This is a genomic window from Gelatiniphilus marinus (assembly GCF_042684345.1).
GTDB lineage: Bacteria > Bacteroidota > Bacteroidia > Flavobacteriales > Flavobacteriaceae > Gelatiniphilus > Gelatiniphilus marinus.
The window spans coordinates 662,853-682,848 of the sequence record NZ_JBHULK010000002.1; the positions used below are offsets into that span (position 1 = coordinate 662,853).

The window sequence follows — 19,996 nt, forward strand, 5'->3', positions numbered from 1 at the left end:
CATAACTATGTCAGACATCATTCAGCTTTTACCAGACCATGTTGCTAACCAAATAGCTGCTGGAGAAGTTGTGCAACGGCCAGCATCAGTAGTTAAAGAGCTATTGGAAAACGCTATCGACGCAGGCGCAGCAACCATTAAACTTATTGTAAAAGACGCTGGTAAAACCCTTATTCAAGTTATTGATAACGGTAAAGGCATGAGTACTACCGATGCCCGTTTGAGTTTCGAGCGGCACGCTACATCTAAAATAAGAACAGCCGACGATTTGTTTCAGCTGCACACCAAAGGCTTTCGTGGCGAAGCTTTAGCAAGTATTGCCGCCATTGCCCATGTAGAGCTTAAAACCAAACAAGAGCAAGACGATGTGGGCAATGCCATTGTTATTGAAGGTAGCAATGTTGTATCGCAAGAGGTTGTGGTTACGCCAAAAGGCACTTCAATTTCTGTAAAAAATCTGTTTTTTAACATTCCGGCACGACGCAATTTTTTAAAGTCCAATACCGTAGAATTACGCCATATTGTCGATGAGTTCCATCGGGTGGCATTGGCACATCCCAAAATAAGTTTTGCCATGTACAACAACGGCAGCGAAACCTTTAATTTGCCCATTAGTAATTACAGGCAGCGCATTGTAAATATTTTTGGAACTAAAACCAACGAGAAATTAGTGCCCGTTGAAGAAGATACCGAGGTGCTAAAAATTTCGGGATTTGTGGGCAAGCCCGAGTACGCCAAAAAAACCAGGGGCGAACAGTATTTTTTTGTAAACGAACGCTTTATAAAAAGTGCCTATTTAAACCACGCAATTGCCTCAGCCTTTGATGGTTTGCTTAAAAATGGTACTCACCCCAGCTATTTTTTAAACTTAACGGTCGATCCGCAAACTATCGATATTAATATTCATCCCACAAAAACAGAAATAAAGTTTGATGACGAGCACACGCTTTACGCCTTATTGCGGTCGGCGGTAAAACACAGTTTGGGGCAGTTTAACATAGCACCTGTTTTAGATTTTGATAGGGACTCCAACCTCGACACGCCCTATAATTACATCAAAAAAAACACAAGCACTCCAACCATTGAGGTCGATAGAAGCTTTAACCCGTTTCAAGAGGAAACACAATCTAAAGCAAGAACGGTGGCCTATAAAAAAGAACCCGTTGCCAGTTGGGAGAGTTTGTATGTGGGATTAGAATCGAAAGGCACAAAAACACATCAGGATTTTAGTGAGGTTCATTTTGAAAGTGAAGAATCTACGGGCAATATATTTAGTGAAGATAAGCAAGTCGATAAAATTCAAACCACCTATCAGCTTCATAATAAATACATAGTGAGTACCATTAAATCTGGCATGTTGGTTATCGATCAACATCGGGCGCATCAGCGTATTTTATATGAAGATTTCCTAAAAAACATAACAGTAAAAGAAGCTGTAAGCCAGCAATTGTTATTTCCGCTTCAGCTTCATTTTTCGGTTCAAGACATTGCAATTATTAATCAGTTAAAAGAAGATTTAGAACATACAGGTTTTATATTTTCCAACGTTAGTAAAGAATTGGTAGAAATTATTGGTGTGCCCGTTAGTGTGCCCGAAAGCGAGGTGTCTATTATTTTAGAGCAGCTTGTTAGCGATGTGGAAAACGAGGTGCCCGATACCCATTTTAGTGCCACCGATTTACTGGCAAAATCGATGGCGAAAAGTTTAGCCATAAAAACTGGGCAATCATTACAAAAAGACGAGCAGGAACATTTGGTAAACCGCTTGTTTGCCTGTAAAGAACCCAATGTGTCGCCTACCAACAGAACAACATTTGTAACCATGAGTGTTGACGAGTTGGATAAAAAATTTATATAGATTAAGATTGAAGTCTGAAGACTGAAGGCCGAAGTGCAGTAATTATGTAACCTTGAGCATTACTGAAATGGAATTATATTTTCATTGTAAGTAGCTTGTAAAACAAGTCGAAAGGTCTTAATAAGAAAAAGAAAGAATAAAGATATGATGAGAATTTCAAATACCGTTAAGCATTTGCTAATCATTAATGTATTGATGTTTATTGGTACTTTGTTTGTTGGAAAAGGCGTATTGTTTTACGACTTGTTCGCGATGCATTTCCCAGCCAACGAAGCCTTCCAGCCTTGGCAAATTATAACGCACATGTTTATGCACGGTGGAGCTGATTTGAATAATTTAAGCCTTATGCATATTTTGTTCAATATGTTTGCATTGTGGATGTTTGGCACACCGGTAGAGCAGGTTCTGGGAAGTAAAAGGTTTTTATTTATCTATTTCTCTGCTGGCTTAGGTGCTGTGGCTTTGCAAGTTGGCTATTATTATTTCGATTATTACGCGGCGCTAAGTGGTATTGCGGATTTGAATATGAATAGCGATATGATTAGTAAAATAGTTTCTATTGATGCCAGCGAAGGGCAGTACATTAAAGGCGAAATATTGAGCAGGCAAATGATGCCAATTTTGGCCGAATATAATTTTGATCCCAGCTTAATAAAACAAGATGAATTTAAAGCTATGTTCGATATGAATGTTATTGCACGAAACACCATGGTTGGCGCCTCTGGTTGTATTATGGGCATACTCGCCGCATTTGGAATGATGAATCCCAATGCCGAACTCATGCTTATCTTTTTGCCCATCCCAATAAAAGCCAAATACTTTATCCCGGGTATTATTATTCTGGATTTAATTTCTGGTATTACAGGGCAATCGTTTTTTAGCCCCAGCAATACCGCCCATTTCGCCCACGTAGGTGGCGCATTAACAGGCTTTTTAATTATGTGGTATTGGAAAAAAACACAGTTTAACAGAAACCGTTGGTATTAAAATGAACACATTCTCTCAAGACATAAAAAAGAAACTTTCCAATCTTAATGTATTAGAAAAAATAATAGCCATTAATGTTGTTGTTTTTGTTGTCGGTTTAATTTTTAAAAATAGTTTTTCTTGGTTAGAGTTACCAAGCGATTTTTTAGAATTTATTGTAAAACCTTGGGCCATTATTACCTATGCTTTTTTGCATGCCGATTTTTGGCATATCCTATTTAACATGTTTTGGCTCTATTTTATAGGGCGTATGTTTTTAAATATGTTTAGTACAAAAATGGCCATTAATATTTATTTTCTCGGGGTTATTTCGGGCGGCTTATTATTTATGCTTGGTTATGCTTTATTACCCAATTTTTTTGGTACTACTTCCAGTTTAGTTGGTGCATCGGGTGCTGTTAGAGCTTTGTTGATATTTATTTGTGCCTATATGCCCAATCAAGAAGTGCGCTTTTTTACCTTTAATTTAAAGCTATGGTATATTGGTGCTGCTATAGTTGTTTTAGATGTTTTGGGTTTGTTTGGCCTTAACGCAGGCGGTAGTTTAGCGCATTTAGGTGGCGCATTATTAGGCTATTATTACGCTAAGCAATTATTAAAAGGAAAAGATATTGGCAAAGGTTTCGAGAAGTTTATTGCTGCTTTTGTTAAGATGTTTAAACCCTCAAAAAAATCGCCTTTAAAAACGGTTCATAAAAATAAATCTAAAGTTGGTGGTTATACTAAAGGCGAATTTAATAAGTTTAATAATCAAAAAAAAATAGATGTTATTTTAGATAAAATCAGTAAAAGTGGTTACGATAGTTTAACGGCCGAAGAGAAGGAGTTTCTTTTCAAGGCAGGAAAATAGGTTTTTGAGTGATGGCCGATGACCGTTAACGGAAGATTAAAGACGGTAACGACAAAACTATAAAAAATTAAAAATGAGCAAATTTAAGTTTAAAAAACTATTGATATGGGAAAAAGCATTGGACTTGGGTGAAGATGTAAATTTGCTTATTGAAAATTTTACTAAAAAAGAAATATGTAATTTATCATCTCAATTATTAAGAGCTATAGATTCTGTTGCTTTAAATGTTTCTGAAGGTTCTATTGGCCAATCTAATACTGGGCAAAATAAGTTTATTGGATACCCTATTCGCTCATTGGCTGAAGTAGTTACTTGTTTGCATAAAGCAAATAGAAGAAATTATATAACTCAAAATCAGTTTGAAAAGTATTATGACGAATCTTTTTATCTAATGAATATGAAGTTAGCTTTTAGAAAGAATTTAAAATAACATCTGTCATCTCTCACCAACCATAAACTATGAAAAAACTAAGTTTTATAAATAAAATCATTTACTTTATAAATGCGGTTTTTGCTATATTACTTTTGCTGTCGTACCTTTTACCATTTACACCACCCAAAAGCTTTTCGGTGCTATCTGTGCTTAGTTTGGGCGTTGCCTTTCTTATTTTGTGTAATACTTTATTCTTTTTATACTGGCTTATTAAGCTTAAAAAGCAATTTATTCTATCGTTTGTTGTGCTTTTAATAGGCTATTTGTTTTTTGGCTCGTTATATAAGTTTTCGTCTTCAAAGCAAATTGAGAGCCCGAATAATTTTAAGGTAATGAATTATAACGTGAGGTTATTTAATTTATATAAATGGATTCCTGAGGATAGTGTGGAAACTGATATTATAGATTTTATTAAAACCGAATCACCTGAAATTTTAAGTATTCAAGAATATCATCCGCATAAAAACATTGATTGGTCTTTTTTTAAGTACAAGTTTGAAAAGCTTTCGGGAAAAAAAAACAAGTACGGGCAAGCCATTTTTTCGCAGTATCCCATTGTAAATTCTGGTTCCATCGAGTTTCCAGATACGGGCAACAACGCCATATTTGTCGATGTTGTAAAGGGCGTGGATACCATGAGGATTTACAATGTTCACTTAGAATCTTTGCGCATTAATACCAAAGCCGAAAGTCTTAAAAAAGAAAATTCAGAAAAGCTTTTTAAGCGCGTTGGCAACACCTTTAAAATGCAGCAATTTCAAACCGAACTGTTTTTAATGCATAAAAAGCAATGCCAATATAAAATGATTATTTGCGGCGATTTTAACAATACTGCATTTTCGTATGTTTACCGAAAAATTAAAGGAGATTTAAACGATGCCTTTATTGAAGCTGGAAATGGTTTTGGTCGCACTTACCATTTTAAATTTTTTCCCGTTAGAATCGATTTTATTTTAACTGATGATGCTTTTAATGTAAACGGGTTTAAGGCTTATAACGCACATTACTCCGATCATTACCCTATTATGGCGACATTGAGTTTAGAATAGTTATGCCATTGCAAAGGAGGGACGACTGTGGCAATCTGCTTATTGGAAAACTATTACATAAAACTACAATCCACCACATCGGCAAAAATATGGATTACCAAACCCAAAGCCACCAATCTTGATTTTTTAGGAATTAAAAGAAATAGATAAAACAAAATGGCAAAATAGGAGTGCAACGGATGAAACCCAATGCTGCATCTATTCGGGTCGAAAATTGGGGTTGCCAATAAATGGTCCAAATCTATAAGCATACCGGCAATCATAACTAAAAAAGCATATTTCCAGCGGGATTTATAAAATAGCAAAGCCACAAAAAGTGGAATTAAAAAATGACTGCCGTAATGCGCAAAGGTTTGTAACATTATTGTGAAGCTAAAGTTTGGGATTCTAAATAATTTAAGGCATTCGGGCCCTCGTTAAACAGTAAATCCAAAATACTTAAATTAGGAATAAAACCGTGCTTGTTGCTAAACACTTGCGTGTAGGTTTCAAAGGGTTTGGGCTGTTCTTTTTTTGCGTTTACTAAGTGTCTAAAATCTGTTTTATCTTCAACTGTTTTTTGGTAAGTTTCGGTTTTCAAGATGTTTAGTTCCAATTGCAAACAATTGCAAATTACCTCAAAACATGTCAAATTAAAATCTAAAATATAATCTGCTTTTAATTCAAATAAAGGCCGAAGCTCATCTTCGTAATATTCAAAAAAAGGCGACGTTCTGTACGCTGAAAGTAACGATTTCCAATGGAGGCTTTGCCAATTTTCATCATTAAAAATTTTAACATCTCTATATTTCTGACGGTTTTTTTGCGAATGGATTACGGGTATATTCAACGTTAGTTTACCATTGGCGCCATAAATATAAGTACGGTTTCTGTAGGTTTGTTTTACAAAATTATCGTCAACTTCAAATGTAATATCTTCAGCTTTCACCATGGCAACAAAATGCGCAATGTTAGGGAAATATGTGGGGTGGATTAAAATGTTCATTTGTTGCTGTCATTCCTGCGCAGGCAGGAATCCACTTTATAAAATAACGTTTCAATTTATAAGATTCCTGCCTGCGCAGGAATGGCAAAGCATTAAAAAATTAAACAAATTAACTATTTGCTTTCTTGCGTTTCCTCCACTTATTAAAACCAATGTATCCAAAAAGAAGCACTAAAAACGGAATAAAGTAAGAGGTCGCTTTTCCGGTGCCGTGAACGGTTGTAAAAAAGCGTTCCCAACGCGGGTTTTTAAGTCCGTCCCAACTCATCCAAATAAATACGGGTTTGCCCAAAACATGGTCGAATGGCACAAAGCCCCAGCGTCTGGCATCGATGGAGTTATGGCGGTTATCGCCCATCATCCAATAATAGTTTTGTTTAAATGTGTAGCTGTTAGCAACTTCGCCATTAATTAAAATCTGGTTGCCTTTTACTTGCAAGGTGTTGCCTTCGTATTCGGTAATAACCCGTTTGTAAAGCGGTAAAACATCTAAATTAATATCAATGGTTTTTCCCGCTTCGGGGATATAAATTGGGCCAAAAAAATCGATATTCCAATTATAGTTGGGATTGTGCGGAAACACATTGGGGTCTCGTTTACCTTTTTCTGCTTTAATTGGTGTTATGCTCGTTACATTAGGATGGTTTTTAAATTTTGCCAAAGCCTCATTAGAAATTGCAGGGAAATAATAGGTGTTTTGCTGGTTTACAATGCCAAACCTATCGGTAATATCGTAACGCTCTTTTAAAAAATTGGGGTTGAACTGATTGGTTTTTGGCTGCACATAGTAACTAAACTGTAAATGCGCTCTATCTGGTAATTCGTTTTTCTTTCCGTTTATGTAAATGAAGCCATCACGAATTTCTAAAGAATCTCCAGGAATACCAACACAGCGTTTTACCAAATTGGTTTTTTTATCTATGGGTTTGTAGTAGTTTCTGTCTGGTGTGAAATTATTCATATCTTTCAGCGTGTCTGCTGGCTGGTTGAATACAACGATTTCATTTCTATCAATTTTTTCAAATCCGGGTAATCGCAAATACGGTAGTTGTAATTTGTTTATCCACGAAGTTTTTCTTTCTTCAAAACGATCGTTAAACAAATACGATTTTTTGTTTAAAACAGGAATGGTATCGTGTACCATGGGTGCGCCAACCGTGGTCATTGGTATTCTGGCGCCATAATGAAACTTGCTAACAAACAGGAAATCGCCCACTAATAATGATTTTTCTAAAGATGAGGACGGAATGGTAAAGGGTTGGATAAAATAGGTGTGCACAATGGTTGCCGCAACAATGGCAAATAAAATGGAACTGGTCCATTCGCCAGAACCCGATTTTGGTTGTAAACTACGGTCTTTTACATAATCTACATTAGCAACATAATTTAAATAATAGTTGTAAAACCCGAGCGTTACAATGGCCAAAAAGGTATCGAGGTATGTGTTTTTACCAAAGCTTCGTGCCGTTTCTACCCAAACCACCATAAGCATTATAAGGTTTACAATGGGTAAGAATAGCAGAATAATCCACCACCAAGGACGATTGATTATTTTCATTAAAACCACACCGTTGTAAACAGGTACAAAAGCTTCCCAGGCTTGTCTGCCCGCTTTAATGTATAGTTTCCATGTGCCTAAACCATGAATAACTTGAATAATTAAAATGAATATAAACCATTGCATTAGCGTCATAATCGTAATTTTTTAATTGCCACCTCGACCTCGGTCGAGAGGTTATTTGTATTTAGTTTAGTTAGTTGCAAAGTATAATAAGCTGTTACACTTCGGGAAAAGATTAACCTATATTTAACACGTGGTTCATGGTGAAAACACCTGTTTTGCCCACAATCCATTCTGCAGCAATTACCGCACCTAAAGCAAAACCTTGGCGGTTGTGCGCTATGTGTTCTATGGAAATGGTATCAACCTCACTTTGATAGTTTACAGTATGTGTTCCCGGTACGTTTTCAATACGTTTTGCCGTTATGGGAATGGTGTTTTCTCCACCTTCGTCTAACTTCCAATTATTAAATCTATCGTGTTTTTCAATAACACCTTCAGCTAAAGTAATGGCTGTACCACTTGGAGCATCTAGTTTTTGGGTGTGATGAATTTCTTCCATGCTAACATTGTATTGCTTCAAATTGCTCATCATTTTAGCGAGTGTTTTATTCAACTCAAAAAAAATATTAACACCTAAACTGTAGTTTGAAGCGTAAATAAAAGCACCATCTTTTTCTTTGCATAAATTAACGGCATCGTTGTATTTATGTAACCAACCCGTTGTACCGGAAATAACGGGCACATTGTTGTTTATGCAATTGGAAATATTGTTGAAAGCCACAGTGGGGATGCTAAAATCTATAGCCACATCGGCTTTGGTTATATCGTAGTCTTTATCGTCTTTATCAATTTTTAAAACAATATTATGCCCACGTTTAATGGCCAATTGTTCTATGGTTTTTCCCATTTTACCATATCCAAGTAAAGCTATATCCATTTGTTACATGCTGTTTTTTAATGCCCGTTAAGGGGCTAAAATTTAAAATTTAAGGTTAAACCAAGATTGCTTGAGGCATCCCTTTCGTTTATTTTATAATGCGGTGCCAAGCTTAAGTTTTTATCTATATTGTATTGCAGTAAATGCGCATCTACATTGGCATCTATAATGTTTAAAGCGTAAATGCCTACGGTAACCAAAAGCGATATTTCTTTATTGCGTCTAAATAGTTTTTGCGCGCGCCTTAGGCCATCATCGGTAACTCTTGGTGTAGTTAGTTCTACACCATTGGCATCTAAATAAAACTCATCGTTTGTAAAACCTGCCAGCCTGCTTTTGTAGGCATCGCGGTATCGGTTGTATTCGTTGTTGTTGTTTATGTAAAAATAAATTCCGGTTCCTAAAGCCGCATAAACAATGGGTATTTTCCAGTATTTTTTGTTATAGGCTTGCCCTAAACCCGGTAAGATTGCCGAGTAAAATGCTGCTTTTGCAGGCGATAACGGGTTTATGGTTTTTTTTATTTTTATAATGGAATCTACTACGACTTCATCTGGAATCGCTTCGGGTTTTTCCGTATTTTCTTTATTTTGAGCCCATATTGAAAAGCAACTTAAAAATAAAAATATCCCTGTTGTTAGAAGCTTATTTAGCACCTTGAACCAATTTTTTAATGCGATTAAAATCTTCTTCAGAATGAAAAGGAATGGTTATTTTTCCTTTTCCGTTTTTAGAGACTTTAACGTCAATTTTGTGTCCAAAGTATTCAGAAAACGCGGTAATTCCTTTTTTTATGAATTTTGGTACCTCTTCAATATCTTCTTTTTTTGAGGGTTCTTTTTCACTTTCATTGCTATTATAATTACGTACTAAACCTTCAGTTTCTCTTACCGATAATTTATTAGAAAGTATTTTTTCGTAAATATCGAGTTGAATCGATTGGTCTTCAATAGTAATTAAAGCACGCCCGTGTCCCATAGAGATAAAACCATCGCGCATACCGGTTTGGATGATGGGGTCTAGTTTTAACAAACGCAAGTAGTTGGCAATTGTAGAGCGTTTTTTGCCCACGCGCTCGCTCATTTGCTCTTGGGTTAAACTAATCTCGTCGATTAACCGTTGGTAGGATAGTGCGATTTCAATTGGGTCTAGGTCTTGGCGCTGAATGTTTTCAACCAATGCCATTTCTAGCGATTCTTGGTCGTTCGCAATCCTAACGTAAGCAGGAATGGTTTCCAGTCCTAATAATTTTGAAGCTCTAAAACGACGCTCACCAGAAACTAATTGGTATTTGTTTAAGCCTAATTTTCTGACGGTTATAGGTTGAATAATGCCTAATTCTTTAACCGAAGAGGCTAATTCTTGTAAAGATTCTTCGCTAAAATTGGTACGTGGTTGAAACGGATTGACTTCAATAAAATCTAAATCCAGCTCAACAATGTTGCCAATAACCTTGTCGGCATTTTTATCTTGAACAGATTGTATATCGTTGCTCGGGTCGTTTAAAAGTGCCGATAAACCTCTACCTAAAGCCTGTTTTTTAGTTGCCTTAGCCATAATTTAGGAGTTTTTATTGATAATTTCTTTTGCCAAACTTAAATAATTTGTTGCGCCTTTGCTGCTGGCATCGTAATTAATTATGCTTTCGCCATAGCTTGGTGCTTCGCTTAAACGCACGTTGCGCTGTATAATGGTTTGAAACACCATATTGTTAAAGTGTTTCTGTACCTCTTCGACTACTTGGTTTGATAAGCGTAAACGCGAATCGTACATGGTTAGCAACAAGCCTTCAATATCTAATTCGGGGTTGTGTATTTTCTGCACGCTTTTAATGGTGTTTAAAAGTTTGCCCAAGCCCTCTAAAGCAAAATATTCGCACTGAATTGGGATTATTACTGCATCGGCGGCAGTAAGGGCGTTTAATGTTAACAAACCCAAAGAAGGCGCACAATCAATCAATATATAATCGTAATCGTTTTTAATGGTTTCAAGTGCGTTTTTAAGCATGTATTCTCGGGCATCTTTATCTACAAGTTCTATTTCAATAGCCACTAAATCGATATGCGCCGGAATAATATCCAGATTTGGTGTCTCGGTTTTTACAATAGCTTCCTTTGCGCTATTAGAATGCTCTAAAAGTTGGTAGGTTCCAATTTCTACGGTTTCTACATCTATGCCAATTCCAGATGTCGCATTTGCTTGTGGATCGGCATCTATGAGTAGTACTTTTTTTTCAAGTACGCCTAAAGAAGCCGCTAAGTTTATTGAGGTTGTTGTTTTGCCAACACCTCCTTTTTGGTTAGCAATTGCAATGATTTTACCCATTTGTTGATTTGGTTTTATTGAGCGTAAAAATACGATTATTTATGAGTATTGGAAATTCAAGTTGTTAACATTACATAACAGGCACTTTTTTTGTATTGTTTTTTTTAAATATTAGGATTGCAAATATGTGTTTAAAGCAACAATGCTGTTAAAAGTTGTTGTTTCTTGTAGTGAAATATATTACTTTTCCGCTTTTGGGATATATTATTTGCTTGTATTGATTAACGATGTTTTTGGTTGAATTTTAGAGCGTATATTTTAATTTATGAATTTATGGCTACAAACAAAACGCATCGTTATTTTATAATTTATAAGCCTTATGGAGTTTTAAGTCAGTTTATTAGCAATTCTAGCAAACAGCAGTCTAAAAAGTTTTTGGGAAGCCTTTTCGATTTTCCTGAAAATGCCATGGCTATTGGCAGATTGGACGAAAAATCTGAAGGTTTGCTGTTAATAACTACCAATGGTAAAACAAGTGCATCTGTAAATAGCCAAAACGTGGAAAAGGAATATTACGCGCAGGTTGATGGCAACATTTCTGCAGAAGCGGTTAATAAATTAATACAAGGTGTACAAATTGGTTTTGATGGTAAAAAATACCAAACCAAACCTTGTAAGGCTTTTAAATTAAATGAAACTCCAGATTTGCCAAAACGCTCGAAAAAAATTAGGGACGCTAGGCACGGGCCAACTTCTTGGGTATCGATTACCTTGAACGAGGGCAAGTTTAGGCAGGTTAGAAAAATGACTTCGGCGGTTGGTTTTCCCACCTTGCGGTTGGTGCGCGTTCGGGTTGGGGGTATTGAGCTTGGTAAAATGCAGGTTGGCGATGTTGTTGAGGTTGATGGGTTTGAGGTTTTTTAGGTTGTAACAGGCTTTTTAGCCACGAATTGAGAAATATTTTACTTAAGTATGACCTTACTTAATCAGAAATAATGTCGAACTTTGTTTAACGATCGAATATCGATAATTTATAACAATCGATATTCAAATTCAATTGGCTACAATTTAAGAATTAATAACCTATAAAATTTTGGTAGTAAAAAAATTAGAGAACATAGAATTTGATATAATTGCTGCTTGCTTTTTTAAATCTTATGAGAATTATTATCTTAATGTACCCACAGACAAAAATTATTATAAAAATAGATGGGAAATGGCAAAGGTTGATTATGCTCTTTCCTATGGAATGTTTGATGGAGAAAATTTGGTTGGATTTATAATAAATGCAATTGATAATCGAAATGGAAAAAAAATAGCATTTAATACTGGGACAGGTGTACTTCCAGAATATAGAGGAAAAAGAATTGTTAAATCAATCTACGATTTTGCCATACCAGATTTAAAAAATAGTGGGGTTACAAAATGTTCCTTAGAAGTAATCGTTGAAAATATTAAAGCAATAAAATCTTACCAGAGCATTGGGTTTGATATTTGTAAAAAATTTAATTGTTTCAGCGGAGAAATTAAATTAAATTCAAATGAAAAAATTGAGTTGAATAAAGTTGACCATAATACTTTTGATTGGAAAAAAATGCCAAATCAAGATTTATATTCTTGGGATTTTAATTCAGAAGTTCTTAAAAATGGAGATTATAAATACTATCAATTAATAAAAGGCAATTTGGTCGAATCTTATTTTATTGTAAATCCCAAGAATGAATATTTAGCACAATTTGAGATTTTAAAAAAGAGTGATGGATGTTGGAATAGATTATTTAGAGGAATTAAGGAAGTTTCAAACTCTATAAAAATAATAAATGTTGATACAAGATTGAACCAGAAAATAGATTTCATCAATTCAATTGGATTATCGAATACTGTTAATCAATATGAAATGGAAATGAATATATGAACTGTAGCCAACAAACACTATTCGCCATGCCTCCTAAGGCCTGTACGAGCGTATAGTTTCGCCGTTAAACAAACCTCTCCAAAAACAAAACAACTTTTAATTTAAAAACATAAGTTAGCAAATATGCGCGTTAGGGATTGAGCGTCCCGATAGCTATCGGGGTGTTTGAGCTCGCCGATCCCGACGCTTCGGGAGAGGAAGCGAGTAGTGAAAGCCCGACCACTTGCCCTGAGCGAAGTGGAAGGCTTGTGGTAACGCCCAAAAGAATTAAACCTCCAATTTTTTAAGTTCTTTGTAATTGCTGTTTAAGCGTTTTAAAAGTAGCCCGTAAATAAGTTTGTAAAACAGCCATATTAAAACCAAAAACACACCAATAATTACAGTAGATAATATGGCGAAAGTTACTAGTTGCTTATCGCTAAAATGAGAAAAATTGCTGGCTATTTTTGGGTCGTGGTTAATGCTGTAAATTGTACCTGCTACGGCCATTGCAAATACCATAACCAAATTATAGATAACGTAATATTTAATAACCTTGCGTGTTCTTAAAATATTTTCCATTAGTTTTTTTGCACTGTCTGTAACTGATATGGCTTTGTGGGATTTGTAAAGTAAATAGATGAAAAACAAGATAATTACATAGCTAAAAATATTTAGTGCGGTATATATTTGCTCGTTAAATATAGTGCTTAAACGGTCTTTGTATGCTTCGGAAGAAAAATAGGGTAAGTTGTTTATTGCTATCCAAAATACAAGTTCGGCAACGCTAATGTAAAATAGCGTCTTTACTATGGAAGACGATTTTTTGTGCAGCATTGGGTATAGCTCTTTAACCGATAGTTTTTTTTGGGCAGATGGCTTGTTCCAATCTTTTTTTAATAATTCTAGTTCATCCATAGCGTTACGGATTTAGTATGGCTTTAAGTTTTGTTTTAATCCGGTTCATTTTCACACGTGCATTAACTTCACTAATACCTAGGGTTTCACTAATTTCTCTGTAATCCTTGTCTTCTAAGTACAAGAAAACGAGAGCTTTTTCAATGTCGTTTAATTGATGCACCGCTTTGTAAAGTGTTTTTAATTGTTGCTCTTCGGTATCGTCGTAATCTTCTGCTTTTATTTTAAAGGCAACACCTTCAAAATCCTGCGTGCTTATCCTGCGCTTAGATTTTCGGTACAGTGTAATGGCGGTGTTCAATCCCACGCGGTACATCCAGGTGCTAAATTTGGCATCGCCACGAAACTTGGGGTAAGCTTTCCAGAGTTGTATGGTTATCTCTTGAAATAAATCGTTGTGGGCATCATAGTTATTAGTATATAATCGACATACTTTGTGTACAATATTCTGATGCTTTTCCAGCAATTCAACAAAACTATGTTCAAGTTCTTTATTCAATTTGATGGTTTAGTTACAAGATAAGTAGCTTAAATATTTGATTTGTTACAATAAGCATAAAATAATATTTTATTGATGGTAAATGAAAATAATTTTTCGTTTTTAGTTCACTTATTATCAAATCTATTCAATTCATCATTAAAAAATTACAATTCGGTTAGTATTAGTTTTTTCAATTCGGGTTTTGTTTCAAATTTGGCTTATCAACAAAAAACGAACAAATTATTAATCAATCTGAAAAATGAAAAAGCTATTATTAATTTTAAGTGTTATTATTACAAGTCAGTTATCAGCTCAAACCATTATTAACGGAAAAGTTACCGATACCAAAGGCTTGCCCATTGTTGGGGCAAACGTTTATTTGGATGCTACTTACGATGGCAGTACCACCAACGATAACGGTTCGTTCTCCTTTAAAACCGAAGAAACCGGCACGAAAACCTTAATTGTATCTTTTTTGTCTTTTGAAACCTTTACCATGGTTGGCGATGTTTTATACATGAAAGATTTAAGCATTAAACTTCGCGAAGATGTAAACACTTTAGATGCCGTGGTGCTATCTGCTGGCACCTTTGCAGCTGGCGATAACAGTAAAGTTAACGTACTAAAACCTTTAGATGTTGTAACAACAGCGAGCGCTTTAGGCGATTTTGTTGGCGCCTTGCAAACTTTACCCGGAACCACAACGGTAGCCGAAGACGGCCGTTTGTTTGTGCGCGGTGGCGAAGCCGAAGAAACCCAGATTTTTATTGATGGTATTCGTGTGTTTACACCCTATTCGCCAACTACAAACAATACACCAACGCGCGGTCGCTATTCGCCTTTTTTGTTCGATGGCATTACGTTTTCAACGGGTGGTTATTCAGCCGAATTTGGGCAAGCGCTATCCAGTGTATTATTGTTAAATACCATTGACGAACCCGACCAAGAAAAGACCGATATTGGCATTATGAGCGTTGGCGCCACTTTGGGCAATACCCAAAAATGGGATAAAACCTCGCTTAGTGTTAATGCATCGTATATTAATTTAGCACCTTATATCGAGCTGTTTCCCGATAGAAACGATTGGAAAAAACCTTTTGAAACCCTTTCGGGCGAAGCGGTGTTTCGTAAAAAAACAGATTCTGGGTTGTTTAAACTTTACGGTGCTTTTGATACTACAAATTTTGAACTCACCCAAGAAGATATTAATTATAGCGAAGGATTGGATTTTAAATTGAAGAACAAAAATTTGTATTTTAATGGCTCGTATCAAGGGGTTTTAAATGATAATTGGACGCTATTTGGAGGTGTAAGTTATACCCATGGGAACAACAAAATCGATATTATGGATCGTGATATTGAGGATTTTGAAAACTCGATACACGCCAAACTTAAATTTAAAAACCGAATAAGCAACCGCTTTAAACTGTACTTTGGCGCGGAATATTTTGCAACGGATTTTGATGAAACCTATGCTGATGATTCGGTTAGTGCTGTAACTTATGGTTACAACGATAACATAGCGGCAGCCTTTGCCGAAGCCGATATTTTTATATCGAAAAAATTAGCCTTTAAAACGGGTTTGCGTTTAGAATACACCGAGATTTTCAAAGATTTTACAGTGGCGCCAAGGTTGTCGTTGGCCTATAAAACCTCGGGGAAAAGCCAATTGTCTTTGGCTTACGGTAATTTTTATCAAAACCCATCGAGTTATATTTTAAAGTTTAATCAAAATTTAAAACCTCAAAATACATCACATTATATTTTTAACTATCAGTACAATGCCGATAGGCAACTTTTTAGGGCCGAAGCCTATTATAAAAAATATGACGATTTGGTTAAGTTTAATGCTCAGTTTCCAGATTTCAATAGCACCTATAACAGTAAAGGCAACGGTTTTGCAAAAGGTATCGATTTCTTTTGGAGAGATAGTAAAAGCATAAATAATTTCGATTATTGGTTAAGCTATTCGTTTTTAGATACTAAACGCAATTACAGAAATTATACAGTAAAAGCACAGCCAAATTTTGCGAACAAACACAACCTATCGGTAATTGGTAAATACTGGATTAACAATTGGCGCAGTCAAGTTGGGTTTAGCTATGGTTTTGCTTCTGGAAGAACATACACCAACCCTAACGAACCAGGTTTTTTAAACAATAAAACCAAAGCCTACAACAGTTTAAGTATTAATTGGGCCTATTTAATAAGTCCGCAAAAAATACTGTACGCCTCGGTAAACAATGTGTTGGGGTTTAAAAACATTAACGGCTACCAATATGCCAACACGCCAAATGTAAACGGTAATTTTGAACGAAGGGCGTTACAACCTGCGGCCGATCAATTCTTTTTTGTGGGTTTCTTTTGGACGATTAGCGAAGATAAAAAGAGCAACCAGTTGGATAATTTGTAAGAAAGGCTAGTTTAGCGAGTTTTAAGTACTAAAATTAGCAAATAATTACTAAGCTGGAAAATACATGAGTCTCCACACATTGGTATTCGTAAATGTGCTAAAATCTAGCAATTAAGTTTGTAGGTTGTTGGCAGTAGTTTTTTAATTAAAATTTGAATTTTCAATGCTAATGTTAAAGTTTGCAGATTCCGTTGTGTTTGATGCAGGAACTACCACATAATAATTCTCTTTAAGAGAAGTAGATATAACCCTTATAAAATCAATAGACGTATCAGGATTTTTATTGGTATAAAGTGTTCTTGTTACTTCGCCATTGGCAATTTTTAGCTTTAAGTTAACGAATGGAATGTTATTCGGGATGTCATAAATATTTCCGAAAACTTTAGTTTCTTTACCTGCATCTAAAGTGTCATCTTTATTTCAACAATAAAGCAAAAAAGGGATAATTAATAATAAAATATTTTTTTCATATATTATACTTAATACATATAATTTTTCTTAATTTATTTGTGTTAATTGCTGTTAATTTTTTTTCCGAAATATAAATCTGTTCTAAGAACTTGTGTTGAACGTTAAACGACTAGCTGTTTTTTAAAATCTAATAAAATAAAATATAAAACCTACAACTTTACAGCATTGTTATTAACAAAAAAAATGGCATTGGTTAAAAAGAGCTTGCCGTTTTCCCAAAAGCTTCTAAACATTACATTGTCTGCCATGTAAATCATACTGCCTTTTCCAATACGTGCTTCACCAAAAATTAACGAGTTGTTTAATTTTTTTAAAGTATGGCTTCCCACAAAACCAGAAACTTGTGTTGTATTATCGCTTAAATAGGCCACATTAAAATTATTATCGCCTAATAATTTATAAGAGTTGCTGCCTAATTTAAGCGAGTAGTAACTCTTGTTGTAACCAAATGCCAAAGGGTGTGTGTTATCTACTTTGGTTTTAAACACAGCGCCGGAAATAAGGTTTTTTATAGCCTCTCGTTCTCTGTTGGCGTATGGTATTAAATTAATGCTGTCTTTGTCTTTGGGGTTGGTTTGCTTGTTTTTTAGCTTAAAACCTTTTTTGTCTGCAAAAGTTTTTAGGGCATTGCCAATGGCAATTACTTTTCCGCCTTGGGCAACCCAAGATTTTAATTTTTCTAGTCCGCTTTGGTTTAAAATAGAGCCGTAATTACCGCTGGGAATTATTAGCACATTAAATGGATTAAGGTTTAAACCAGCAAAATTTTCTGTGTTTATTGAGGTTACTGGGTAATGCAATTGCTGCTCGAAAAAGTGCCAAAGTGCACCATAATCTAAAGATGATGTGCCTTTGCCAGAGAGAATTGCAATGTTTTGTTTGTTAACCAATTTAATATCTGGCGATCCAAAATCTGGGCCGCTTGCAGAAAATCCGGTTTGTGCTGGGGTTAGTTCTCGGTTAAATTGGTTGGCAGATGTTATAACAATGTTATCAAAATCGCTTACCTTTTTATTATCGCCCTTAACAATAATTAAAGAGCCGCTGTTAAAAGATTTACCCTCGGTTTTAAGTGGTTTTTCGGTAAATCTTACTTTAATGTTTTGCTTTAATAAATCGGTTAAAAACTCGGCATCTTTTAAATGGTTCCATTTTGCAATATATCCTGTAGCGGTTTTGTTAGGGGTATTGTTTTTTGTAATTTTTTTTACAGGATTTGATTGTACCAAGTTTTTACTGGCTATGGCATTTAAGCCGTAGGCATAAGGTAAGCCCCAAGCTGTAATGTCGTAGGTTAGCGAATCGCTTAGTTTGGTGTGGGGCTCAAAAAGCACTTTTACCATTTTGCCTTTGGGTTGGTTGGTGCTTACCACTAAATCTGTTGGCGAAGTGCTTATTTGCTTTTGCGAAGACGAGGCATAATGGTAACCGCTAACTTTTCCGCCTTGAGCGAAACCATATTTAATCTCGTGTTTGTCAAGCAGATTTGTTAGCGACTCAATTTTATCGGTATGGCCCTGAAGTACATAGCTTTTGTATTTTAAGTTAGAATTATTGAAGAATTTTTTAAACTCAGTATTTAGTTTTTCGGCATGTTTTGATGCTATTTCAACAGTCGATAAACCCGCGGTTGTGTGGTGGGCAACCCGGTCTGCAAGGGTTAAAACATTACCTTCATCATTTAAAATACCCAATCCGGCACGCCCGTGGCCTGCTTGCTCGTAGGTCATTCCTATGGCGCCCAAATAAGTTGGGTAGGTATCGCCATAGCTGGGGTATAGTAAATCGAAACGTTCTTTTGTAAAATAAAGCCATCCTTGGGCATCAAAATATTTTGCGTTGTTTTTACCAATTAGTGTTTGGAAATCGCGCTGCCAATTGGTAATTATCTCGTGAAAAGGTTCGGCTGCCGGTGCAAAATAATAGGGTTCGTTAATACCTTGCTCATGAAAATCGACATGAATATGAGGCAGCCATTTGTTGTAAATTTTAAGCCTTGTTGTGGTTTCTGTTTGTGTTGCCCAAGCCCAATCCCGGTTTAAATCGAACAGGTAGTGGTTTGGTCTGCCACTGGGCCAGGGCTCGTGGTGTTCGCTGGCTTGCTGGTTAATGTTATAGGGCGTGCTAGCGGTAGTGTTGTACCAATTAACATAGCGGTCGCGGCCATCTGGATTTAAGCAAGGGTCTATAATAACCACCGTGTTTTGCAACCAGTCTTGTTTTTCGGTTAAAAGTTTGTAAAGTGTTTCCATGGCTGCCTCGGTGCTTGAAGCTTCGTTACCGTGCACGTTATAGCTTAACCATACAATGGCGATATCTGGGTTTGTTGGCTCACCATCAATTACCCCCGTGTTTTTTAGGTTGTTTTTACGAATGGTTTCAAGATTTTGCAGGTTTTCTTCTGAAGAGACATAAGCAACCATAAGAGATCTGCGCTCGTAAGTTTCTCCATAATTTTCGAGTTTTACCTGTTTTGGAAGTTGCTTGGAAACCTGTTTAAAATAATCGACTACTTGGTGGTGTCTTGAAAATTGAGATCCCAAAGGGTATCCTAAAAATTCTGAAGGCGATTGAAGGTCTTGCGCGTTAAATGGTAAGCTACATGCTAATAAGGCAAAAAAGAATAAACGGCTTAAATACTGTTTCATGGAAAAAGGTAAATTAATTCGAGGGCTAATTTACTTAATTTATGCATCTGAGCCTAACATAAAGCCTTTGGCCATTTAAGAATATTATACCGTTAAATAGGCCTGTGCTTTTATTACATTTGGTTTTTTTTGCAATAAAAGATCAATTAAAAAACTGTAATTTAAGCAATTGCTGTTTGGTATAAGATGTTTTTTTATTGAAAATATGCTTGGTTTTTATCGGACAAAGCATGGACATAAGCA

General features: G+C 35.6%; 18 protein-coding genes. 8 read left to right on the forward strand and 10 right to left on the reverse strand.

The window, feature by feature from the left end:
• Positions 1-7: 7 nt before the first annotated feature.
• The 5 genes from mutL to ACFSQS_RS08115 all read left to right on the forward strand — a co-directional run bounded on the left by mutL (position 8) and on the right by ACFSQS_RS08115 (position 5,177).
• Positions 8-1,858 (forward strand): DNA mismatch repair endonuclease MutL, encoded by a 1,851-nt coding sequence (gene mutL, locus ACFSQS_RS08095; protein ID WP_388016809.1) that lies wholly within the window; start codon positions 8-10, stop codon positions 1,856-1,858.
• A 144-nt stretch (positions 1,859-2,002) separates the two neighbouring features.
• Positions 2,003-2,845 carry a rhomboid family intramembrane serine protease gene (locus tag ACFSQS_RS08100; RefSeq protein WP_388016812.1) on the forward strand — a complete coding sequence of 281 codons (843 nt, stop codon included), beginning with the start codon at positions 2,003-2,005 and terminating at the stop codon, positions 2,843-2,845.
• A gap of 1 nt (position 2,846) precedes the next feature.
• The gene (locus ACFSQS_RS08105) at positions 2,847-3,695 is read left to right on the forward strand and encodes a rhomboid family intramembrane serine protease (protein WP_388016815.1); all 849 of its coding nucleotides are present in this window, start codon (positions 2,847-2,849) and stop codon (positions 3,693-3,695) included.
• Positions 3,696-3,768: 73 nt separating this feature from the next.
• Positions 3,769-4,125, forward strand: a complete 357-nt coding sequence (locus ACFSQS_RS08110; protein WP_388016818.1) for a four helix bundle protein — start codon at positions 3,769-3,771, stop codon at positions 4,123-4,125.
• A 29-nt stretch (positions 4,126-4,154) separates the two neighbouring features.
• A complete protein-coding gene (locus ACFSQS_RS08115; RefSeq protein ID WP_388016821.1) occupies positions 4,155-5,177 on the forward strand; it encodes an endonuclease/exonuclease/phosphatase family protein in 1,023 nt (340 codons plus the stop codon).
• Positions 5,178-5,230: 53 nt separating this feature from the next.
• Here the strand turns inward: ACFSQS_RS08115 and ACFSQS_RS08120 are convergent, their stop codons facing one another.
• The 7 genes from ACFSQS_RS08120 to ACFSQS_RS08150 form a co-directional block, all read right to left on the reverse strand.
• On the reverse strand, positions 5,231-5,539 hold the full coding sequence (locus tag ACFSQS_RS08120) for a DUF6122 family protein (RefSeq protein ID WP_388016824.1): 309 nt from the start codon (positions 5,537-5,539) through the stop codon (positions 5,231-5,233).
• Positions 5,539-6,162 (reverse strand): WbqC family protein, encoded by a 624-nt coding sequence (locus ACFSQS_RS08125; RefSeq protein ID WP_388016827.1) that lies wholly within the window; start codon positions 6,160-6,162, stop codon positions 5,539-5,541. The genes ACFSQS_RS08120 and ACFSQS_RS08125 overlap by 1 nt, the downstream gene beginning before the upstream one ends.
• A gap of 109 nt (positions 6,163-6,271) precedes the next feature.
• Positions 6,272-7,855 carry a signal peptidase I gene (lepB, locus tag ACFSQS_RS08130; RefSeq protein ID WP_388016830.1) on the reverse strand — a complete coding sequence of 528 codons (1,584 nt, stop codon included), beginning with the start codon at positions 7,853-7,855 and terminating at the stop codon, positions 6,272-6,274.
• A 103-nt stretch (positions 7,856-7,958) separates the two neighbouring features.
• A complete protein-coding gene (gene dapB, locus ACFSQS_RS08135) occupies positions 7,959-8,663 on the reverse strand; it encodes a 4-hydroxy-tetrahydrodipicolinate reductase (protein ID WP_388016833.1) in 705 nt (234 codons plus the stop codon).
• 35 nt (positions 8,664-8,698) lie between these two features.
• Positions 8,699-9,319: a DUF5683 domain-containing protein gene (locus ACFSQS_RS08140; protein ID WP_388016836.1), complete on the reverse strand. Its 621-nt coding sequence runs from the start codon at positions 9,317-9,319 to the stop codon at positions 8,699-8,701.
• A complete protein-coding gene (locus ACFSQS_RS08145; RefSeq protein WP_388016839.1) occupies positions 9,309-10,220 on the reverse strand; it encodes a ParB/RepB/Spo0J family partition protein in 912 nt (303 codons plus the stop codon). The genes ACFSQS_RS08140 and ACFSQS_RS08145 overlap by 11 nt, the downstream gene beginning before the upstream one ends.
• 3 nt (positions 10,221-10,223) lie before the next feature.
• Positions 10,224-10,988 carry a ParA family protein gene (locus ACFSQS_RS08150; RefSeq protein ID WP_388016842.1) on the reverse strand — a complete coding sequence of 255 codons (765 nt, stop codon included), beginning with the start codon at positions 10,986-10,988 and terminating at the stop codon, positions 10,224-10,226.
• Between the two features lie 273 nt (positions 10,989-11,261).
• Between ACFSQS_RS08150 and ACFSQS_RS08155 the strand changes: the two genes are divergently transcribed.
• The gene (locus tag ACFSQS_RS08155) at positions 11,262-11,852 is read left to right on the forward strand and encodes a pseudouridine synthase (RefSeq protein WP_388016845.1); all 591 of its coding nucleotides are present in this window, start codon (positions 11,262-11,264) and stop codon (positions 11,850-11,852) included.
• 169 nt (positions 11,853-12,021) lie between these two features.
• Positions 12,022-12,843 carry a GNAT family N-acetyltransferase gene (locus tag ACFSQS_RS08160; RefSeq protein ID WP_388016848.1) on the forward strand — a complete coding sequence of 274 codons (822 nt, stop codon included), beginning with the start codon at positions 12,022-12,024 and terminating at the stop codon, positions 12,841-12,843.
• 267 nt (positions 12,844-13,110) lie between these two features.
• Here the strand turns inward: ACFSQS_RS08160 and ACFSQS_RS08165 are convergent, their stop codons facing one another.
• The gene (locus ACFSQS_RS08165) at positions 13,111-13,740 is read right to left on the reverse strand and encodes a hypothetical protein (RefSeq protein WP_388016851.1); all 630 of its coding nucleotides are present in this window, start codon (positions 13,738-13,740) and stop codon (positions 13,111-13,113) included.
• A gap of 4 nt (positions 13,741-13,744) precedes the next feature.
• Complete coding sequence (locus tag ACFSQS_RS08170; RefSeq protein ID WP_388016854.1) at positions 13,745-14,239, reverse strand: RNA polymerase sigma factor; 495 nt, start codon at positions 14,237-14,239, stop codon at positions 13,745-13,747.
• A gap of 241 nt (positions 14,240-14,480) precedes the next feature.
• Between ACFSQS_RS08170 and ACFSQS_RS08175 the strand changes: the two genes are divergently transcribed.
• The gene (locus tag ACFSQS_RS08175) at positions 14,481-16,634 is read left to right on the forward strand and encodes a TonB-dependent receptor (RefSeq protein ID WP_388016857.1); all 2,154 of its coding nucleotides are present in this window, start codon (positions 14,481-14,483) and stop codon (positions 16,632-16,634) included.
• A gap of 620 nt (positions 16,635-17,254) precedes the next feature.
• Here ACFSQS_RS08175 and ACFSQS_RS08180 read toward each other — a convergent pair.
• A complete protein-coding gene (locus tag ACFSQS_RS08180; protein ID WP_388016860.1) occupies positions 17,255-19,753 on the reverse strand; it encodes a M14 metallopeptidase family protein in 2,499 nt (832 codons plus the stop codon).
• Positions 19,754-19,996 lie beyond the last annotated feature (243 nt).